The organism is Mycobacterium noviomagense (assembly GCF_010731635.1).
GTDB classification, from domain to species: domain Bacteria; phylum Actinomycetota; class Actinomycetes; order Mycobacteriales; family Mycobacteriaceae; genus Mycobacterium; species Mycobacterium noviomagense.
The window spans coordinates 2853863-2872148 of sequence record NZ_AP022583.1; the positions used below are offsets into that span (position 1 = coordinate 2853863).

Below are 18286 nucleotides of genomic sequence, written 5' to 3' on the forward strand. Positions count from 1 at the left end.
ACCCCTGCGGCGGACCGTCATGGCAGGCTGCGGATCATGGCGTTCAAACTCACCTACAGCGATGGACAAGAGACCGACTACGACGACAACACCAAGTGGGAAGTCGAAGCCGGTGTGCTCAAGATGGGACGTGAGGAAGGAAAGTGGACGGTTTTCGTCTCCCCGAGCCACTGGGCCACCCTTGAGTTGGTCCCCGCCAAGGACCGAGACGAAGACAAAGACGAGGACAAAGACAGCGACGAAGACGAAGACAAGGGCAAAGACGAGGACAAAGACAAGGAGAGCTGACTAACGCGCGGGCGGCGCGTCGTTCGGCGCCATCTCTGCGCCGAGCTTTCGGAACAGCGTCTCGGCCTCGTTGCGGTAGTTGCCCTGGTCGTCGAACGCCTCCGGACGGTAGGTGACTGCGACTGCGATCGCGATCTTTTGCGACGACAGATAGCCCTCGACCGCGGACTGTCCGGCGAGCATCGAATTTTGCAGCAGCCAATTCCCGGAGATCACGATCCCGAGCCCGTAGGTGTAAACGTTGTCTTGCACCCGGCAGGTGCTGCAGCCCGGCGGCACAGTGGTGTGCCCACGCAGGTCCGTGGACACCATCGCCTTATACGACTGCGGCGAAAGGAGCTTGCCCGACCCGACGCCGACCGCGGTGGCTTCCAGATCATAGATGTTGGTGGTCTGAACCGCGCCCCGGGTCATTGTCCACGAGGGATTCCAGTAGGTGGAGTCTTCGTAAAACGATGTGCCGGAAGGTATTGCGAGCGCTTTGCGACGTTCGGAGCTGAACGCGTGCAAGGTGGGCACCGGGATGTCCGGGGTGAATGAATTGGCGGTGTTGATCAAGGCGAGGGGGCCGAGCACCTTGTCGTGCAACAGCTTCGGCAGCTGCTGGCCGGTGGCTTTTTCCAGCGCCAAGCCCAGCAGCACGTAGTTGGTGTGGGCGTAGTTCCAGTTGGTCCCGGGCTCGTACAGCAACGGCTTGTTGACGGCGTAGCCGACCAATTCTTCGGGCGTCCATTGCCGGAAGGGGTCGGCGGCCAGGGCCGCGTTGAACTCCCTGTTTCCCAGCACGTAGTCGTGGTAGCCGGAGGTCATGTGCGCAAGTTGGCCCAACGTCACCCGATCGGCGTTGGGAATCTGGGGAAGCCACTTGGACAGTTTGTCGTCCAGGCTCAGCTTCTTTTCGTCGACGAGTTTGAGCAGCAGGGTGGCGATGTAGGAGATCGCCACTGCGCCGTTTCGGAAGAACATGCTCGGCATGGCCGGCACGCCGGTCATGGACTCGCCGAGCGCTTGGGTGACGATCTCCTTGCCGTCTACGGTGACTCGGACGATCGCTGCCTTCAGGTGCGCCTGCGACATCGTGTCGCGGACGATCATCATCACCGCTTGGGCCTTGGCGGGATCAGGGGAAGCGCCCCACCACCCGGGGGCAGGGGGGTTGCCCTTAGGCGAGCAGGCGAGCGCGAGCACGGCAAGGATGGACACCACAGACCCCAGGCGCCGGCAGATCGTCATAGCTGATCTTGACCCAACCTTTCGTTGTTCGCGCTGATGTCGCGTGCCAGCCGCTCGGTGAACACCACTACCCGCTGCGGACTGTCCAGTGCATACTGTGCGGCGGTGGCGCGGTCACCATCCTCGGTGTGGCGCACCACGATTGCGACGCCGTCGTCGCGCACCGCGTCGAATGCGTCCTCGTCGGTGATGTCGTCGCCCAGATAGACAGGCGTCAGTGGCGCGGACTCGGCATCGCTGACATGATCTAGCACCCAGCGCAGCGTCTTGCCCTTGTCCCAGTCCACGTTTGGCCGCAGCTCGATCACCTCACGCCCGGTCGTCACCCGAAGTGTGCTGCGCTGACCGGCGGCCCGCACCGCGGCCATCACCTCACCGACCCGATCGCGCGCCGCGTTTCGGTAGTGCACGGCAACACCGAACCGCTTGTGTTCCACTGCAACACCGGCGACCTGGCTGAGCTGTTCACCAAGGTCGCGGGCCGCATGCTCGAGCACCGGGATGGCAGCGGCGGCCTCCTCGTTTTGGTGATGTGCGCCGTCGGGACCGGTCATCTCGAAACCGTGGCTGCCCGCATACCAGATTCCCGGCACACCGATCCGCTGCCGCACGTCGGCGAGATCCCGTCCGGACAGCACCGCTACCGGACACTGCGCGGTCAACGATCTCAGCGCCTCGGCCGCATCATCAGTTAGCTGCGCGGCGCCGGGGTCGTCGACGATGTCCGAAAGGGTTCCGTCGAAGTCGAAGAACACCGCCGGACGTCGCGCCGCCACAGTGTCCAGAGCCTGCAGCCCGTCCGGAAGCTCCGACATCCGCCGATCGCCGGTGCGCACGCTGACCTCGCCCAGCCCTTTGACCACCGCGTCGGCGCCGTGGCGGCGCAGTTCCTCACCATCCCCGGCGGCGTCGATACCAATCACCAGCGCGAATCCGCCAGACCGGGCGGCTGCTACAGCTACGGGGGTGGCCGTCACGACCGCGCACCGGCCCGGCCGCGCCTGCAGCCGGTGGGCAGCATCGACGAAGGTTGTGGGCTCCGGTTGTCCGGTCACGTCGCCGGTGCCGACCCGCGCATGGCGCAGTTGGTGTCGCAGTGTCAGCGTGGTGTCGGCCGCCAAGTTCTCGAGGTGGAACAGCACCGCGTCGTGGCGACGCGGGTCGATGGTGACCGACATTGACAGCCTTCCTCGGTGATCGCTTCGTTCGCCACGCTAGTCAGGCCGGTGTCACGGTCTGAGCGGGGGAGGAGGAAGGCGTGTCGGCGCCGGCCCTCGGTGAGGTGGGCTACTCGGCGGCGAACAGCAGCAGCGAATCGTCGCTCACGGCTGCTAGACGCTCCACCGCGCGGGCGATGCCGTCGGCGAGCTCGTCGATGTCGGGACCGGTGTCGTAGTCGGCGGTGATGCCGAAAACCAGATCCTCGCCATAGCTCAGTACGGCGACACCGGTACGCAGCTGCAGTGCGATCGGCGGGATCGGCATCAAGCGCAGCACCTGATGACCCATCATCCGCAACGGCTGGCGCGGCCCAGGCACGTTGGTAGCCAGGGTCACGATGCCGCGTTGAGGTAGCCGGGTCAGCAGCCGGATCGCCCACGAAGACACCATGAATGGAATGAAATTCGCCGCAGACACGAATAGCGTTCCCGCTTGCCGTTGGCCCCCCTGTTTTGCCCGGGTCAACCGGCTGTGCACGATTCGCAGCTGCTGGATCGGGTCGGCTTGCTCGACGGGCAGATAGGGCAGCATGACCGAGATGCGGTTGCCTGGTTGGTGCACCGCGTCGGAAGACCGTATCGAGACGGGCACCAGCGTCCGCAGCGAGTCAGCGCGCGGGTGCTCACCGCGGTGTAGCAAAACCTCCCGGAAGCCATCGGTAATCGCGGACAGCACAACGTCGTTGACGCTCACGTCGAACTTGCAGCACACCTTTTCGACGTCGGCAAGGCCGACGCGCACCGCGCGATAGCGCCGCATTGTGGTCACCGGGCCGACGAGTGAGGACCCGGCAGTCGGCCGGACGAGGCCGGTGGCGATTTCCGCTGCGCCGGACACCACTCGGTTGGCCGCATTGACGGTGGACGTCGCTGTGCGCCAGAGGCGTTCGACCATGTTCGGCGTCGTTGGCTCGGGCACCGCATGCAGGTATGGACGCGCTGCTCCGGTCGACTTGGGCCGGACGCGGTTGACGGAATTCGCCTCGCCGAGATCGTCGCAGAGCCGGGTAAGCATGTGCGTCGCCGAAACTCCGTCGGCCATGCAGTGGTGGATTTTCATCAGGATCGCCCACCGATTACCTGCCAGGCCCTCGATGAGCCAACATTCCCACAGCGGACGGTCCCGGTCCAGCCGGCGCTCCAACACATCAGCGACCACTCGATACAGTTCCGAGTCGTCTCCAGGTCGGGGCACTCCAATCCGTCGGACGTGACGTGACAGGTCGAAGTCCGGGTCCTCAACCCACGCCGGAGCTCCGACATCGAATGGTTGCATCCGCAGCATCTGGACAAATCGCGGTATCGCCGTGATGCGCTCTGCCAGAATGCGTTTGAACGTTCTATCGTCGGGCGGAGAGCCGTCGACGATTGCGATCCCGCCGATCGCCAGGCTCACATGCCGGTCGGAATCTTCGGCCATCAGGAAACCTGCATCGAGCGTTCCCAGATGCTCCATGGCCCGCCACCGCCGTCCGCCGTCGATCTTCGTAGGAGTATTCCGCTGTAAGCCAGCCGGCAGGTGGCGTCGAGATTAAATTGTGTAAACAACTGTGGTCGATTGCGTCACAATGCCGTTGGCATTTCACGGCGACAGCCAGGTCTGCTCCGCGACGCGCCGGAAGTTCCCGCCCAGCACCGCGGCGACGTCGGCGTCGTCCCAGCCGCGCTCGGCAAGGTGGTGGCCGATCCCGATGAACGTCTCGGGCGTCATCCATTGGATGGGGCCCCAGCGGGTATAGTTTTCGTCGAAAAGCCCAGATTTGACAGCGATTTCGTCATACCAATCGGCATGGTCGAAAGAAAAGTCGGTGCTGATTCCAACGTGGTCGATGCCGACGAGTTCGAGGGCGTACTCGATGTGACGTGTCATCGCCTCCAGTGTTGGGGTGTTCGGGCCGAGAAAGATGCCCACGCCGGTGATGCCGATGACGCCGCCGGTGGCCGCGCAGGCCTTCGCCTGGTCGTCGGTGATGTTGCGCGGATGGTCCCAGATGGTGCGCATGCAGGAGTGGCTGTAGACGGCCGGACGAGTCGTCGTCTCGCAGATGTCGAATCCGGTGCGGATACTGCAGTGTGAACCGTCGGGCACGATATCGGCGGCGTTCATCTCGGCGATCAGCGTGCGTCCCCACCCGGTGAGCCCGGTGTCGTGTGTGTCGAGGCAACCACAGCCGGCGATGTTGGCGTAGTTGTAGGTGGGCAACATGGTGCGAACACCCAGTTCGGCGAACCGGCGAAGGTTGGCGAGATCGCCGTCCAGCGGCGCGCAGTCCTCGAGGTCGAACGCCACCGTGATCTTGTCGGTATCCGCGACGGCGTCGGTGTCGGCAAGCGTCAGGTCGGGATGGGCTTGAACACCGCGACGGAATTGGTCGAGAAGAGTCAGCACATCGTCGAGGCGTTGAGGTGCGTAGCCGACGTTGACCGAGACGAAGACGCCGCCGGGCCGGCGATAGCGCGTCAGCTCCGAGATGTCTGCGTCTGGCCGCAGCGGCAGACAGGTGTGCTGATCCCACAGCAGTGCCGGCATGGGTATTCATGCTGCGCTCCAACCAGACGGTCGTCATTCGAACGTTAGTTCGATACACTGATGGAGTGGGCTGGAGCAATGGTCCGCCGAGCTGGGCTGAGATGGAGCGGGTGCTTGCGGGAAAGCCCCGTCGATCCGGCATGCCACTGGGGGGCGACCCGGTGGATGACGGCCCGTGGTCACGCAAGCGCGGCGCATACGAGCCTCCGGCCGATGAGCGGACCATCCGCTCGTCGATCGCCTACGCCGAGCTGCACGCGCATTCGGCGTTCAGCTTTCTCGACGGGGCCAGCACGCCCGAGGAGCTGGTCGAAGAGGCTGCACGGCTGGATCTGCGCGCGATCGCGCTGACCGATCACAACGGGCTCTACGGCGCGGTCCGTTTCGCCGAGGCAGCCGCAGAACTGGACGTGGCTACCGTGTTCGGCGCCGAACTGTCCTTGGGGTCCGTTGCCCGCACCGACGAACCGGATCCGCCGGGCCCGCACCTGCTGGTGCTGGCCCGCGGCCCGGAAGGCTATCGACGATTGTCACGGCAGCTGGCCGCGGCGCATCTGGCCGGCGGTGAGAAAGGCAAGCCGCGCTTCGACTTCGACGCGCTGGCCGACGCGGCGGGCGGCCATTGGCACATCTTGACCGGTTGCCGCAAAGGTCATGTGCGCCAAGCGCTTTCCGACGGCAGGCCGGAGGCGGCCGCGGTTGCGCTGGCCGACTTGGTGGACCGGTTCGGGGCGCAGCGGGTCAGTATCGAGCTGACGCATCACGGCGCGCCCGTTGACGACGAACGCAACGCCGCATTAGCCGCGCTCGCCCGGCGTTTCGGTGTAGGCGTGGTCGCCACCACCGGCGCGCATTTCGCCGCGCCGTCGCGCGCTCGGCTGGCAATGGCCATGGGCGCGATCCGGGCCCGGCAGTCCCTCGACGAGGCCGCCGGTTGGTTGGCCCCGCGGGGCGGCTCACACCTGCGCTCCGGGGAGGAGATGGCCCGGCTGTTCGCGTGGTGCCCTCAGGCGGTAACCGCCGCAGCAGAACTCGGCGAGCAATGCGCCTTCGGGCTGCAGCTGATCGCTCCACAGCTGCCGCCGTTCGACGTTCCGGCCGGGCATACCGAAGACAGCTGGCTGCGCGAGCTGGTGATGGCCGGTGCCCGCGACCGCTACGGGCCGTACGCGCGGGCCCGGCAGGCCTACGCGCAGATCGAGCACGAGCTGAATGTCATTGCCCAGCTGAAGTTTCCGGGATACTTCCTGGTCGTCTACGACATCACCCGGTTCTGCCGGGAGAACAACATCTTGTGCCAGGGCAGGGGATCGGCGGCCAACTCCGCGGTCTGCTATGCCCTCGGCGTCACCGCGGTCGACCCGGTGGCCAACGAGCTGTTGTTCGAGCGGTTCTTGTCGCCCGCCCGCGACGGGCCGCCCGACATCGACATCGATATCGAATCCGACGAGCGTGAAAAGGTCATCCAGTACGTCTACGACAAATACGGCCGGGAGTACGCCGCGCAGGTCGCCAACGTCATCACCTACCGGGGGCGGATCGCGGTGCGCGACATGGCCCGTGCTCTGGGTTTCTCGCAGGGTCAGCAGGACGCGTGGAGCAAGCAGATCAGCCACTGGAACGGGCTCGCCGATTCCCCCGACATCGAGGACATCCCCGAGCAGGTGGTTGAGTTGGCCACCCAGATCCAGAACCTGCCGCGGCACATGGGCATCCACTCCGGCGGCATGGTGATCTGCGACCGCCCGATTGCCGACGTGTGCCCGGTGGAATGGGCGCGTATGGAAAACCGCAGCGTGCTGCAGTGGGACAAAGATGATTGCGCCGCAATCGGTTTGGTGAAATTCGACCTGCTGGGGCTGGGAATGCTTTCGGCGTTGCACTACGCGATCGACCTGGTGGCCGAGCACAAAGGCATCGACGTGGACCTAGCCAAGCTCGACCTCTCCGAACCGGCGGTCTACGAGATGCTGGCGCGCGCCGACTCCGTCGGGGTGTTCCAGGTGGAGTCGCGCGCACAGATGGCCACCCTGCCGCGGCTGCGGCCGCGCGAGTTCTACGACCTGGTGGTCGAGGTGGCGCTGATTCGTCCCGGGCCCATCCAGGGCGGCTCGGTGCACCCGTACATCCGGCGGCGCAACGGCGTCGACCCGGTCGTCTACGACCACCCGTCGATGGAGCAGGCGTTACGAAAGACGTTGGGTGTGCCACTGTTTCAGGAACAGCTGATGCAGCTTGCCGTCGACTGTGCCGGGTTTTCCGCCGCCGAAGCCGACCAGCTGCGTCGCGCCATGGGATCCAAGCGTTCGGCGGAACGGATGCGACGGCTGCGGGGCCGGTTCTACGACGGCATGCGCGCGCTGCACGGCGCTCCCGACGAGGTGATCGAGCGGGTGTACGAAAAGCTGGAAGCCTTCGCTAATTTCGGTTTCCCGGAAAGCCACGCGCTGAGCTTCGCGTCGCTGGTGTTCTACTCGGCCTGGTTCAAGCTGCACCACCCGGCTGCGTTCTGCGCGGCGCTGCTGCGCGCGCAGCCGATGGGCTTCTATTCACCGCAGTCATTGGTGGCCGACGCCCGCCGGCACGGAGTGACGGTGCATGGACCCGACGTCAACGCCAGCCTGGCGCACGCCACGCTGGAGAACGCGGGCAGCGAGGTCCGGCTCGGGCTGGCCGGTGTGCGTCATATCGGAGAAGACTTGGCCGAAAGGCTGGTCGAGGAGCGAAACACCAACGGCCCGTTTGCTTCTCTGCTGGATTTGACATCGCGGGTGCAGCTTTCGGTGCCGCAGACCGAAGCGCTGGCCACCGCCGGGGCGCTGGGCTGCTTCGGGCTATCCCGGCGCGAGGCGCTGTGGGCGGCCGGGGCGGCGGCCACCCAGCGGCCGGATCGACTGCCCGGTGTCGGGTCGTCGTCGCACGTCCCGACACTGCCGGGAATGAGCGAGCTGGAACTGGCCGCTGCCGACGTGTGGGCCACCGGTATCTCTCCGGACAGCTATCCGACCCAGTTCTTGCGGGCTGACCTCGACGCGCTGGGGGTGCTGCCCGCCGAGAAGCTGCCCCGCGTGCCCGACGGTGACCGGGTGTTGATCGCTGGGGCAGTGACGCATCGGCAGCGGCCGGGAACCGCGCAAGGGGTGACGTTTCTCAACCTCGAGGACGAGACCGGGATGGTCAATGTGCTGTGCACGCCGGGGGTATGGGCGCGGCACCGCAAGCTGGCGCAGACGGCGCCCGCACTGCTGGTCCGCGGCCAGGTCCAAAACGCCAGCGGCGCAGTCACTGTCGTGGCGGAACGGCTGGCCAAGCTGACACTGCGGATGGGATCGAAGTCCCGCGACTTCCGGTAATTCCGTCGCGAGCGGGCGCAGAATGCCGCCAATTCCTGGCGTGTCGCGCACAAACACACCCGCTCGCCGCCTGTGGCGGTCTACCCGGTCGGCGTCGTCCACACCCGCGCATGGCCGCAAATGTAGTCTTCGCCCATGACCTTGAACCTGTCCGTCGACGAAGTCCTCACCACCACCCGATCAGTCCGCAAACGCCTCGACTTCGAAAAGCCCGTGCCCCGAGAGGTGTTGACGGAATGCCTGGAACTCGCATTGCAGGCGCCCACCGGTTCCAATGCGCAAGGCTGGCAATGGGTGTTCGTCACGGACCCAGACAAGAAGAAGGCGATCGCCGACATCTACCTGGCCAACGCCAGGGGCTACCTCAGCCTGCCCGGACCCGAATACCCCGAGGGCGACACCCGCGGTGAGCGCATGCCACATGTGCGTGACTCCGCCTCCTATCTCGCCGAGCACATGCACGAGGCGCCGGTGTTGTTGATCCCGTGCCTGGAAGGCCGGGTCGACCAGGCGCCGCTCGGGCTCAGTGCGTCATTCTGGGCGTCGCTATTCCCGGCGATCTGGAGCTTCTGCCTGGCATTGCGCTCCCGCGGGCTGGGCTCGTGTTGGACCACGCTGCACCTGCTCGGCGACGGAGAGAAGCAGGCCGCCGAAGTGCTCGGGATTCCTTACGACAAGTACAGCCAGGGCGCGCTGCTTCCGATCGCCTACACCAAGGGCATCGACTTCAAACCCGCCAAGCGGCTGCCCGCCGAGGCCGTCACGCACTGGGACACCTGGTAACTAGCGGGCGCCCGCGAACCCGTGCTGGCGCCACGCCTCGTAGACAGCGACCGCCGCGGCGTTGGACAGGTTCAGTGACCGCCGGCCGGGAAGCATCGGGATGCGCACCCGCTCGGTGACGTGGGCGTCGGCCAGTGTCTCCGCATCCAGGCCGGTGGGCTCCGGACCGAACATCAACACATCGCCGGGTCGGTACCTGACGTCAGTGAACACCGTGGTGGCATGTGCGGTGAAAGCGAAGACCCGCTCCGCCGCCAACGCATCCCAGGCGTCCTCCAAACATGCGTGCACGCTGACAGACGCCAGGTCGTGGTAATCCAGCCCGGCGCGGCGGAGCTTGGGTTCGGACAGGTCGAAGCCCAGCGGCTCGACCAAATGCAGTTCGGCGCCGGTGGCCGCGACCATGCGGATTGCGTTGCCCGTGTTCGGTGCGATGCGCGGCGAGACGAACATCAGCCGGAACATCTGTCGATCATGACAGGCGACCGCCGACAGTTTGCTCGACCGCGGTTTGCGGTGCCGAGCGTGCGCCGGTGAACTCTGGTTGTTCAGTAAGAATTGTGGTAACCGCGGCCCGAGGCTGGCATACTCGTCGAATTGCCATGCGTATCTCGCCCACCCGTATGCCCCTGGGGTGGCGTCGCAATTAGCAGGAAGCCTTATGAACGACGCGCGAGCACTGTATGTCAGCGGAGCGGTCGGTAGCACGACCGCGGTCCGATGACGATGTTTGCCCACCCGAAAAGGGTGGTTTCGCCGGCACCCAAAGACGGTCTAGATAACAACCCAGATACCCCCACCGCGGAGCCCACGCCTGAGAAACGCCCGCCGCGGTGGTCGATGCGCAACTGGCCGGTCCGGTGGAAAGTCTTCGCGATCGCGCTGGTGCCGCTGGTGCTGGCGATGGGCTTCGGTGGATTGCGCGTCTATGCGGCGACGACCGACGCCCATAACCTGCGGTTGGCCGCCGACCGCGCCGAAGTGGTTCCCGCGATCACCAAGTACATGTCGGCGCTCGATGTCGCGGTGATCGCCATGTCCACGGGCTCCGACGTCGAGGGAGCCAAGAAGAACTACGACGCGCGCAAATACGAGCTGCAGGCGCGGCTGGCAGACACCGACGTGGTCCCCGACGTGCGGACCGGGGTCGGCTCTCTGTTGAACGGCGGGCAGGCGCTGCTGGACAGGATCGCGTCGAACAGCATCGGTCTGCGGGACCGGGTGACCATGTATGCGCCCATTCTGTTGACGGCCGAAAACGCGGTCGACGGATCGGTGCGCGTGGACAACGAGAAGATCCGGGCCGCAGCGCAGGGCTTGAGCCGCGCGATCGGGGCCCGCGGCCAGATGATGATGCAGCGGCTGCTCATCACCCGCGGCGCCGACCTCCCCGAACCGGAGCTGCGCACCTCGATGATCACGCTGGCCGGTACCGAACCGTCGACACTGTTCGGGATGGCCGAGGTGCTAGGCGTCGGCTCAAATCAGGCCAAAACGCTGCAGCAGGAAATGGTGCGCCGGATGGCGCTCATGTCCAATCCCGCCACCCCAGTGGTCAACAATCCGGAACTGCTCAAGTCCATCCAGACCACCGACGCGATCGCCGAACAGCTGATCAAGGACACCACCGCATCGGTGACCAAGTCGCTGGAGGATCGCGCCAACAACCGCCGCGACGCCGCCATCCGCGACACCGTGCTGGTGCTGGCCGCGATCGTGGCTGCGCTGGTGGTCGTGTGGCTGGTGGCGCGGTCGCTGATCCAGCCGCTGCGGGTGCTGCGCGACAGCGCGTTGAAGGTCGCCCACGAAGACCTCGAAAGCGAGATCGCCCGGGTGCGGGCCGGCGACGAGCGCGGACCCGAGCCGCTGCCGGTGTACACCACCGAGGAGATCGGGCAAGTCGCGCACGCGGTCGACGAGCTGCACACCCAGGCGCTGCTGCTGGCCGGCGACGAGGCTCGATTGCGGCTCTTGGTCAACGACATGTTCGAAACCATGTCGCGGCGCAACCGCTCGCTGGTCGACCAGCAGCTGTCGCTCATCGACCGACTGGAGCGCAACGAGGAAGACCCCGACCGGCTCGACAGCCTGTTCCGGCTCGACCACCTGGCCGCGCGCATGCGCCGCAACGGCGCCAATTTGCTGGTGCTGGCCGGCGCGCCAATCACCCGCGAGCAGCGCGGGCCGCTGCCGCTGTCGACGGTGATCGACGCCGCGATCTCCGAAGTCGAGGACTACCGCCGGGTGGAGACCGCGAGAGTGCCTGACTGCACCATCATCGGTGCCGCCGCGGGTGACATCGTCCACCTGCTCGCCGAGTTGATCGACAACGCGTTGCGCTACTCCCCGCCCGCCTCACCGGTGCGCGTTTCCGCGGTGCGGCAAGGCAACGCCGGCGTTCTGGTCCAGATCGTCGACTCGGGCCTGGGCATGACCGACGGCGACCGGCGGATCGCCAACATCCGGTTGCGCGCCGGCGGTGACGTCACCCCCGACAACGCCCGCCACATGGGTCTTTTCGTGGTGGGCCGGCTGGCTGATCGGCACGGCATGCGGGTTCGGCTGCGAGGCCCGGCGACCGACGACGGTTCCGGTACGACGGCCGAGGTCTACCTTCCGCCGAACGTGCTGGTCGGCGAAGGTGGCGCCCCGCCCAGGGCCCGGACGGGCGTGGCGTTTTCCCGGACGCCAGCCGCGGGCGAGCCGCCGCCCGCGCGGGCTGTCCGTGCTCGCGATGCGGAACGCACTGCTGCGCTCGCCGAGCCGTCCGACCGCAACGGGTCGTATGCGAGCGAATCGCCGGGCACGCTGCTGCCGCGCCGGAAGCCCGGCTCCAGCGGCATCACCGGCGTCTCCGCCCCGCCTGCTGCCGGTGCAGAGCCCGAGCGGCTACCACGACGTGAGGGGTCCGAGCCGTGGTGGCAGACCGGCGCTGAGGAGGCGCCGAAACAGCCAGCAGCGGAAGCGGCTTCGAACACCTCGGCGTACTTCTCGTCGCGGTCGCGAGCTGCGGGTGATGTTGCGAGGCCTTCGAGCGAGGAACCGCCTGCTGTTCCCGACGACGCCGCTTCTTGGTGGGGCCGCTCGTCGACCAGCCCCCAACCTCCGGACACCGCCGCCCGCGACACCGACAGCGTCGCCGCACCCATCCCGGCACCCGCCAAAGGGCTGCCCGAGGAAGATGTGATCTACCAGCGGATGCTTTCGGAGTGGCTCGTCGACCCGCACGACATTGCGCGCAGCCCCGACCTGGACTGGAAGTCGGTGTGGGACCACGGCTGGTCGGCGGCTGCCGAGGTCGACAACGTGCCCGTCGAGTCACACACCGCCCATGGCCTTCCCGTGCGTGAACCCGGCGCCCGCCTTGTGCCCGGCGCCGCAGCGCCCGACCCGTCAGCGCCGAGACCCGCCAACGGGACGGCCGAATTCCCCAAGCACCGCGGGGGCGAGCAGCGCAACGGGGTAGCATCGAACGGCGGATTTCACTCCGGCCGGCATCATGCCGCGCCGCGAGACCCCGAAGCGATCCGCGCCTCCATCAGCAGCCACTTCGGCGGTGTACGCGCAGGGCGGTCGCACGCCCGTGAGACAACCGAAGGATCCGAAAACGAATGACCTACCCGTCGTCTGACAACTCGCTCGACTGGCTGCTGTCCAACTTCGCCCGCGAGGTCCCCGGAGTGTCGCATGCAGTGCTGGTGTCCGTCGACGGCCTGCTGATGGCCGCCAGCGAGCATCTCCCGCGCGAGCGCGCCGACCAGCTGGCCGCCGTCGCTTCCGGGCTGGCCAGCCTCGCCACTGGCGCCGCCCAACTGTTCGAGGGTGGACAGGTGCTGCAGTCGGTGGTCGAGATGCAAAACGGCTATCTGCTGCTGATGCGGGTCGGTGACGGCTCGCATCTGGCGACGCTGGCCGCGACGTCATGCGACATCGGTCAGATCGGTTACGAGATGGCCATCCTCGTCGAACGGGTCGGCGGCGTCGTGCAGTCGTCGCGGCGGGCACCCTTACACTCGTGAGCCGCGATGGACAGCCGCGAACCACCGCCACGCGCACATGAGGCGAGCCTGGTCCGCCCGTACACGCTGACCGCTGGACGCACCAACACCAACGTCGACCTTCCCTTGGAAGCGCCGGTGCAGACGCTGCAGTCGGCCCTGTTCCACAACTGGCCGCCCCACGACATGCGAGGAAGGATCGTCCAACTGTGCGTGAAAAGCCCTTCGGTCGCCGAGATCTCGGCCCGGCTGGATTTGCCGCTGGGCGTTGCGCGCGTCCTGGTCGGTGATCTGGTGACCTCCGGTTACCTTCAGGTACGGCCGACTCTGAACGACGAATCCACCAACGACGAACGCCGCGAATTGATAGGAAGGACGCTCCGTGGCCTACGAGCACTCTGAGAGGCGCAACGCCGCCTCGACGAAGATCGTCATCGCAGGCGGGTTCGGGGCCGGCAAGACCACGTTCGTGGGTGCCGTTTCGGAAATCATGCCGCTGCGCACCGAGGCGATGGTCACCGATGCCTCCACGGGCGTCGACATGCTCGAGGCCACTCCGGCCAAAAGCACCACCACGGTGGCGATGGACTTCGGCCGGATCACCCTGGACGACGATCTGGTGCTCTACCTGTTCGGCACACCGGGCCAGCGCCGGTTCTGGTTCATGTGGGACGACTTGGTCCGCGGCGCGATCGGCGCAGTCATCCTGGTGGACTGCCGGCGCTTGGAGGACAGCTTCGCCGCTGTCGACTTCTTCGAGCACCGCGGGCTGCCGTTCTTGATCGCGGTCAACGAATTCGACGGCGCGCCAAGGTATCCGGTTGACGAGGTGCGCAAAGCGCTGGCATTGCCCGAGCACATCCCGGTCATCAACATCGATGCCCGCGACCGCCGCTCGGCGACCGATGCGCTGATCGCCGTCAGCGAGTATGCGCTGACCAGCCTTAGTGCTTGAGCCTTAGTGCTTGAGCGTCAGCGCTTCAGCCGGATGTGCCACCGCACGTAGCCGGCGTAGACGACCGACAACACCGCGAGCATGGCCATGTCGAACACGTAGATGTGCTTCGAGTGTTGCCACCACCTGTCGTCGGTTGGCACCTGCGGAACTTTCACCAGGTGCGGGAAGTCGATCGACGAGGCCCCGGCCGCGAACCCCCAGCGTGCCGGCGTGATAAAGGACAGCTGGTTGAGGCCGAACCGGCCGGTCACCGGGATCCCCATCCCGCCGCAGAGCACCAGCTGCGACATGATCGACACCACCAGAAGCGGCATGATCTGCTCGTTGGAATTCGCGAGAGCAGACAGCAGCAGGCCGAGCATCGCAGACGCCACACAGGTTGCGGCGACGGTGAGGAAGAGCGACAGCGTCGCGCTGTCGAAGAACGGCGGATGCGCCGTGGGCGCGCCCTTGCCGAGTCGAACAATGATGGTCGCGATCGCTGCCTGGATGGTCGCGAAAACGGAGAAAACGAGGACCTTGGCCAGCAGGTAGGCGGTGGTGGACAGGCCGACCGCTTGTTCTCGGCGGAAAATTGGGCGTTCGCCGATCAGGTCGCGGATGGTCAAGGCGGTGCCCATGAACACGGCCCCGATGTTCAGCAGCACCATGATGTACTGCGGCTGGGTAGGTGCGGGGCCTGTTGGGTCGGCAAACCCAAGTCCCGGTTTGGGCCCTTTCACTGTCAGCGAGAGCGCGCCCATGAGGAACGGCAATACCGCCAGGAACACCGTGTACCCACGGTCGGACAGCACGAGCCGAACCTGGCGTCGCGCAACCGTCGAAAGCTGGCGCAGCCCGTCGGTATGCACCGGCTCGCCGAGGTCTCCGGGTTCTTCGGCGACCCGCACCGGCTGCTCATGCCGTTGCTTGGCTCTCTCCAGGAAGCGGCGATTGGCTTCGTCGGGGTCGGCACCCACCTTGGCGAAGATTTCCGCCCAGTTGCGGGTTCCGAAGGCGGACTCCACCTGGTCGGGCGGGCCGCAGAACGCCGTCTTGCCGCCCGGGGCCACCAGCAGGATCTGGTCGCAGACGTCGAGGTAGGACACCGAGTGGGTCACCACCAGCACTGTGCGGCCGGCGTCGGCAAGCTGGCGCAACATGAGCATGACCTGACGGTCCAGCGCTGGGTCCAGCCCGGAGGTCGGCTCGTCGAGCAGCAGCAGCGACGGCTGGGTTAGCAGTTCCAGTGCCACCGACGCCCGCTTGCGCTGACCGCCGGATAGCCGGTCCACCCGGGTGTCGGCCTGCTTGGTCAGGTCGAGTTCTTCGAGCACCTGGGCGACGACTTGGGCCCGCTCCTGCTTGCTGGTGTCGGGGGGCAGCCGCAATTCGGCGGCGTAGCCCAGCGCCTGGTTGACGGTGAGCTGGCGGTGCACGACGTCGTCCTGCGGGACCATGCCGATTCGGCTGCGCATGGTCGCGTACTCGCGATGGATGTCGTGACCCTCGAAGGTGATCGAGCCCTGGCTGGGGCGGGTATAGCCGGCGATCAGCCGGGACAGCGTGGTCTTGCCCGCTCCCGAGCCGCCGATGATCGCGGTCAGCATCCCGGGCCGAGCGGTGAACGAGATGTTGTCGATCAGTTCTTTGCCGTCGATCTTGAAGTGCACACTGTTGACCTCGAGGCCGCCAGTGCGAGCGGCGGCTTCGGTGCGCCGCACCAAGGTGCCGTCGGTGAAAACCAGGTCCACGTTGCCGATCGTGACCACGTCGCCCTCGTTCAGCACCGCGGAGCCTACCCGGACCCCGTTGACGAACGTGCCGTTGATGCTGCGTGCATCCCGGATCTCGGTGCCCAGCGGCGAGGGCATTAAAAACGCGTGATGGCGCGACGCCAAGACGTCCTGGATGACGATGTCGTTGTCGGTGGCGCGACCGATGGTGAGCGAACCGGCTGGCTTCTCCGGCGCGGCTGCGCTGGGCCGGAAAGCCTGAATCATCTTGGTCGCGAGGTTGGAGACCTCGGGCGGCTTGCTTGCGGCCGGGGCCATCTGAGTCTTCGGAGGGCCGGCCGGCGCAGGTTGCGGCGAACTGCTCGGATAGGCAGGCGGATGCCCGCCGCTGCCCGCATACGCTGCTGGACGCTGCCCGCCGCCGGGCGGATACATCGGTTGGTGCGGCGGCGGACCGCCCGGATGCGACCGCACCGGCGCTGACTGCGGCGGCCAGCCTCCGCCGGGCTGGCGCGGGGGCGGGGGAGCTGCGGACCGCGGCGGAGCCCCGGACGGCTGCACGGCGCGCATCGACGCGGTCTGGGGGGGCCGCCCGGCCATGCCTTGGTGCCGTCCCACCTCGAAGGTCAGCCTCGGTCCGTCGGGGTTGCCGATGTTGATGCTTTGGCCGTCGTGGATGTCGACGACCGGCACACGACGGCCGTTGACGAACGTCCCGTTCAACGAGCCGTTGTCGATGGCCAGCCACCTGCCCTGGTCGAAGCGCAGCAGCAGATGCGCACGTGAGATCAGTGGATGCGTGATACGCATGTCCGCACGGAGATCGCGTCCGATGACCACGTCATGGCCAGGCGCGAACGTCCGTTGGGATCCGTCGTACCGAACGGTCAGCACGGGCGGCGCTGCTTGACTCATCGCACCAACTGTAGCCGGTTGATTCACTTGGCCCACTGTATCTGTTGGGCTGCGGCAGGTTCCGAAGCGAGCGGAGTCAGTGCGTTGTGACCAAGTCCGGCGCGCCGGTCACGACGCAGTGGGTGCGGCTGTAGATCGTCGGCATGCACCGGTTGCAGTGGATGCAGGCAGACTGCACGGAGCGCTCGGCGCGGATCCGGTTGACCAAATCGGGCTCGGCCAGCAGCGCCCTCGCCATCGCGACGAAGTCGAACCCCTCCGCCATGGCCAGGTCCATCGTTTCGCGGTTGGTGATGCCGCCGAGCAGGATCAGCGGCATCGACAGCTCGGCCCGGAAGAGCTTGGCGTCGCGCAGCAGGTAGGCGTCGCGGTAGGGGTATTCGCGCAGGAACTTCGTCCCCATCAATCGCACACCCCAGCGCATCGGCGGTTTGAACACCTTGGCGAACTCTTTGATGGGGGCGTCGCCACGGAAGTAGTACATCGGATTGACTAGTGAGCTGCCCGCGGTCAGCTTGAGCGCGTCCAGACCGCCGTCTTCCTCCAGCCATTTCGCAGTCTGCAGTGCCTCGTCGAGGGTTATGCCGCCGCGGATCCCGTCGGACATCGTGAGTTTGGCGGTCACCGCGATCTGACCGTCCACGGCGCGACGCACGGCCGTGACCACACCCCGGGCCACCTTGGCCCGGTTCTCCAGCGACCCGCCGAACTCGTCGTCGCGGCGGTTGATCATGGGGCTGAGGAACGAACTGCACAGATACCCGTGGCCCAAATGGATTTCAACGGCGTCGAAGCCAGCGTCCACGGCCAGCCGGGCGGCGTTGGCGTGGGCCGCAATGACGTCGTCGATGTCTTCGCGGCTGGCCTTCTTGGCGAACTTCATCGCGATCGGGTTGAAGAATCGCACCGGCGCCAGCGCCGTGGCCTTGTTGGACCGCGCGTCGGCGACCGCGCCGGCGTGGCCGACCTGTGCGCTCACGGCCGCCCCCTCGGCGTGTACGGCCTCGGTGAGCCGGCGCAGCCCCGGTACCGCCTCGGGCCGCATCCAGATCTGGTTGCCGCCCGTGCGCCCGCCGGGGGACACCGCGCAGTAGGCGACGGTCGTCATCCCGACCCCGCCGGCGGCCGGCAGCCGGTGGTACTCGATCAGGTCGTCGGTGACGAGCGCGTCAGGCGTGCGGGCCTCGAACGTGGCTGCCTTGATGATGCGGTTGCGCAGCGTCAGCGGACCGAGCTTGGCCGGGGCGAACACGTCCGGAGGCATAGCGGCAGCCTAAATGGCGATCGCAAGCG

14 protein-coding genes are annotated in these 18286 nt (G+C 66.6%); 7 read left to right on the forward strand and 7 right to left on the reverse strand.

The window, feature by feature from the left end:
• The first annotated feature begins 36 nt into the window (after positions 1-36).
• The gene (locus G6N15_RS13340) at positions 37-288 is read left to right on the forward strand and encodes a hypothetical protein (RefSeq protein WP_083087842.1); all 252 of its coding nucleotides are present in this window, start codon (positions 37-39) and stop codon (positions 286-288) included.
• Here the strand turns inward: G6N15_RS13340 and G6N15_RS13345 are convergent, their stop codons facing one another.
• The 4 genes from G6N15_RS13345 to G6N15_RS13360 all read right to left on the reverse strand — a co-directional run bounded on the left by G6N15_RS13345 (position 289) and on the right by G6N15_RS13360 (position 5271).
• On the reverse strand, positions 289-1521 hold the full coding sequence (locus G6N15_RS13345; protein ID WP_083087841.1) for a serine hydrolase domain-containing protein: 1233 nt from the start codon (positions 1519-1521) through the stop codon (positions 289-291).
• On the reverse strand, positions 1518-2699 hold the full coding sequence (gene otsB / locus G6N15_RS13350) for a trehalose-phosphatase (protein ID WP_083087840.1): 1182 nt from the start codon (positions 2697-2699) through the stop codon (positions 1518-1520). Before otsB ends, G6N15_RS13345 begins: the two co-directional genes overlap by 4 nt.
• A gap of 109 nt (positions 2700-2808) precedes the next feature.
• On the reverse strand, positions 2809-4197 hold the full coding sequence (locus G6N15_RS13355; protein WP_083087839.1) for a WS/DGAT/MGAT family O-acyltransferase: 1389 nt from the start codon (positions 4195-4197) through the stop codon (positions 2809-2811).
• 126 nt (positions 4198-4323) lie between these two features.
• Positions 4324-5271: a dipeptidase gene (locus G6N15_RS13360; protein WP_083087838.1), complete on the reverse strand. Its 948-nt coding sequence runs from the start codon at positions 5269-5271 to the stop codon at positions 4324-4326.
• Between the two features lie 65 nt (positions 5272-5336).
• Here G6N15_RS13360 and G6N15_RS13365 point away from each other — a divergent pair, with 65 nt between their 5' ends.
• Both G6N15_RS13365 and G6N15_RS13370 read left to right on the forward strand, forming a co-directional pair.
• On the forward strand, positions 5337-8624 hold the full coding sequence (locus tag G6N15_RS13365) for an error-prone DNA polymerase (RefSeq protein WP_083087885.1): 3288 nt from the start codon (positions 5337-5339) through the stop codon (positions 8622-8624).
• Positions 8625-8759: 135 nt separating this feature from the next.
• Positions 8760-9407 (forward strand): nitroreductase family protein, encoded by a 648-nt coding sequence (locus G6N15_RS13370; RefSeq protein ID WP_083087837.1) that lies wholly within the window; start codon positions 8760-8762, stop codon positions 9405-9407.
• Here the strand turns inward: G6N15_RS13370 and G6N15_RS13375 are convergent, their stop codons facing one another.
• On the reverse strand, positions 9408-9872 hold the full coding sequence (locus G6N15_RS13375; RefSeq protein ID WP_083087836.1) for a tRNA (cytidine(34)-2'-O)-methyltransferase: 465 nt from the start codon (positions 9870-9872) through the stop codon (positions 9408-9410).
• 255 nt (positions 9873-10127) lie between these two features.
• On the opposite strand from G6N15_RS13375, the gene G6N15_RS13380 reads away from it, so the two are divergent.
• The 4 genes from G6N15_RS13380 to G6N15_RS13395 are packed head-to-tail and all read left to right on the forward strand — an operon-like array spanning position 10128 to position 14360.
• Complete coding sequence (locus G6N15_RS13380) at positions 10128-13022, forward strand: ATP-binding protein (RefSeq protein WP_232070225.1); 2895 nt, start codon at positions 10128-10130, stop codon at positions 13020-13022.
• The gene (locus tag G6N15_RS13385; RefSeq protein WP_083087835.1) at positions 13019-13426 is read left to right on the forward strand and encodes a serine protease inhibitor; all 408 of its coding nucleotides are present in this window, start codon (positions 13019-13021) and stop codon (positions 13424-13426) included. The genes G6N15_RS13380 and G6N15_RS13385 overlap by 4 nt, the downstream gene beginning before the upstream one ends.
• A 6-nt stretch (positions 13427-13432) precedes the next feature.
• On the forward strand, positions 13433-13807 hold the full coding sequence (locus G6N15_RS13390; RefSeq protein WP_083087834.1) for a DUF742 domain-containing protein: 375 nt from the start codon (positions 13433-13435) through the stop codon (positions 13805-13807).
• On the forward strand, positions 13788-14360 hold the full coding sequence (locus G6N15_RS13395) for a GTP-binding protein (protein ID WP_083087833.1): 573 nt from the start codon (positions 13788-13790) through the stop codon (positions 14358-14360). The genes G6N15_RS13390 and G6N15_RS13395 overlap by 20 nt, the downstream gene beginning before the upstream one ends.
• A gap of 17 nt (positions 14361-14377) precedes the next feature.
• On the opposite strand, the gene G6N15_RS13400 is transcribed toward G6N15_RS13395, so the two are convergent.
• Positions 14378-16993 carry an ATP-binding cassette domain-containing protein gene (locus tag G6N15_RS13400; RefSeq protein ID WP_083087832.1) on the reverse strand — a complete coding sequence of 872 codons (2616 nt, stop codon included), beginning with the start codon at positions 16991-16993 and terminating at the stop codon, positions 14378-14380.
• Positions 16994-17069: 76 nt separating this feature from the next.
• On the reverse strand, positions 17070-18257 hold the full coding sequence (locus G6N15_RS13405; RefSeq protein ID WP_083087831.1) for an NADH:flavin oxidoreductase: 1188 nt from the start codon (positions 18255-18257) through the stop codon (positions 17070-17072).
• Positions 18258-18286: the final 29 nt, after the last annotated feature.

Bases quoted from the DNA above. Each gene is read 5' to 3' on its own strand.
- G6N15_RS13340 (WP_083087842.1), top strand. From the start codon at position 37: ATGGCGTTCAAACTCACCTACAGCGATGGACAAGAGACCGACTACGAC.
- G6N15_RS13345 (WP_083087841.1), bottom strand. From the start codon at position 1,521: ATGACGATCTGCCGGCGCCTGGGGTCTGTGGTGTCCATCCTTGCCGTG.
- otsB (WP_083087840.1), bottom strand. From the start codon at position 2,699: ATGTCGGTCACCATCGACCCGCGTCGCCACGACGCGGTGCTGTTCCAC.
- G6N15_RS13355 (WP_083087839.1), bottom strand. From the start codon at position 4,197: ATGGAGCATCTGGGAACGCTCGATGCAGGTTTCCTGATGGCCGAAGAT.
- G6N15_RS13360 (WP_083087838.1), bottom strand. From the start codon at position 5,271: ATGCCGGCACTGCTGTGGGATCAGCACACCTGTCTGCCGCTGCGGCCA.
- G6N15_RS13370 (WP_083087837.1), top strand. From the start codon at position 8,760: ATGACCTTGAACCTGTCCGTCGACGAAGTCCTCACCACCACCCGATCA.
- G6N15_RS13375 (WP_083087836.1), bottom strand. From the start codon at position 9,872: ATGTTCCGGCTGATGTTCGTCTCGCCGCGCATCGCACCGAACACGGGC.
- G6N15_RS13380 (WP_232070225.1), top strand. From the start codon at position 10,128: ATGACGATGTTTGCCCACCCGAAAAGGGTGGTTTCGCCGGCACCCAAA.
- G6N15_RS13385 (WP_083087835.1), top strand. From the start codon at position 13,019: ATGACCTACCCGTCGTCTGACAACTCGCTCGACTGGCTGCTGTCCAAC.
- G6N15_RS13390 (WP_083087834.1), top strand. From the start codon at position 13,433: ATGGACAGCCGCGAACCACCGCCACGCGCACATGAGGCGAGCCTGGTC.
- G6N15_RS13400 (WP_083087832.1), bottom strand. From the start codon at position 16,993: ATGAGTCAAGCAGCGCCGCCCGTGCTGACCGTTCGGTACGACGGATCC.
- G6N15_RS13405 (WP_083087831.1), bottom strand. From the start codon at position 18,257: ATGCCTCCGGACGTGTTCGCCCCGGCCAAGCTCGGTCCGCTGACGCTG.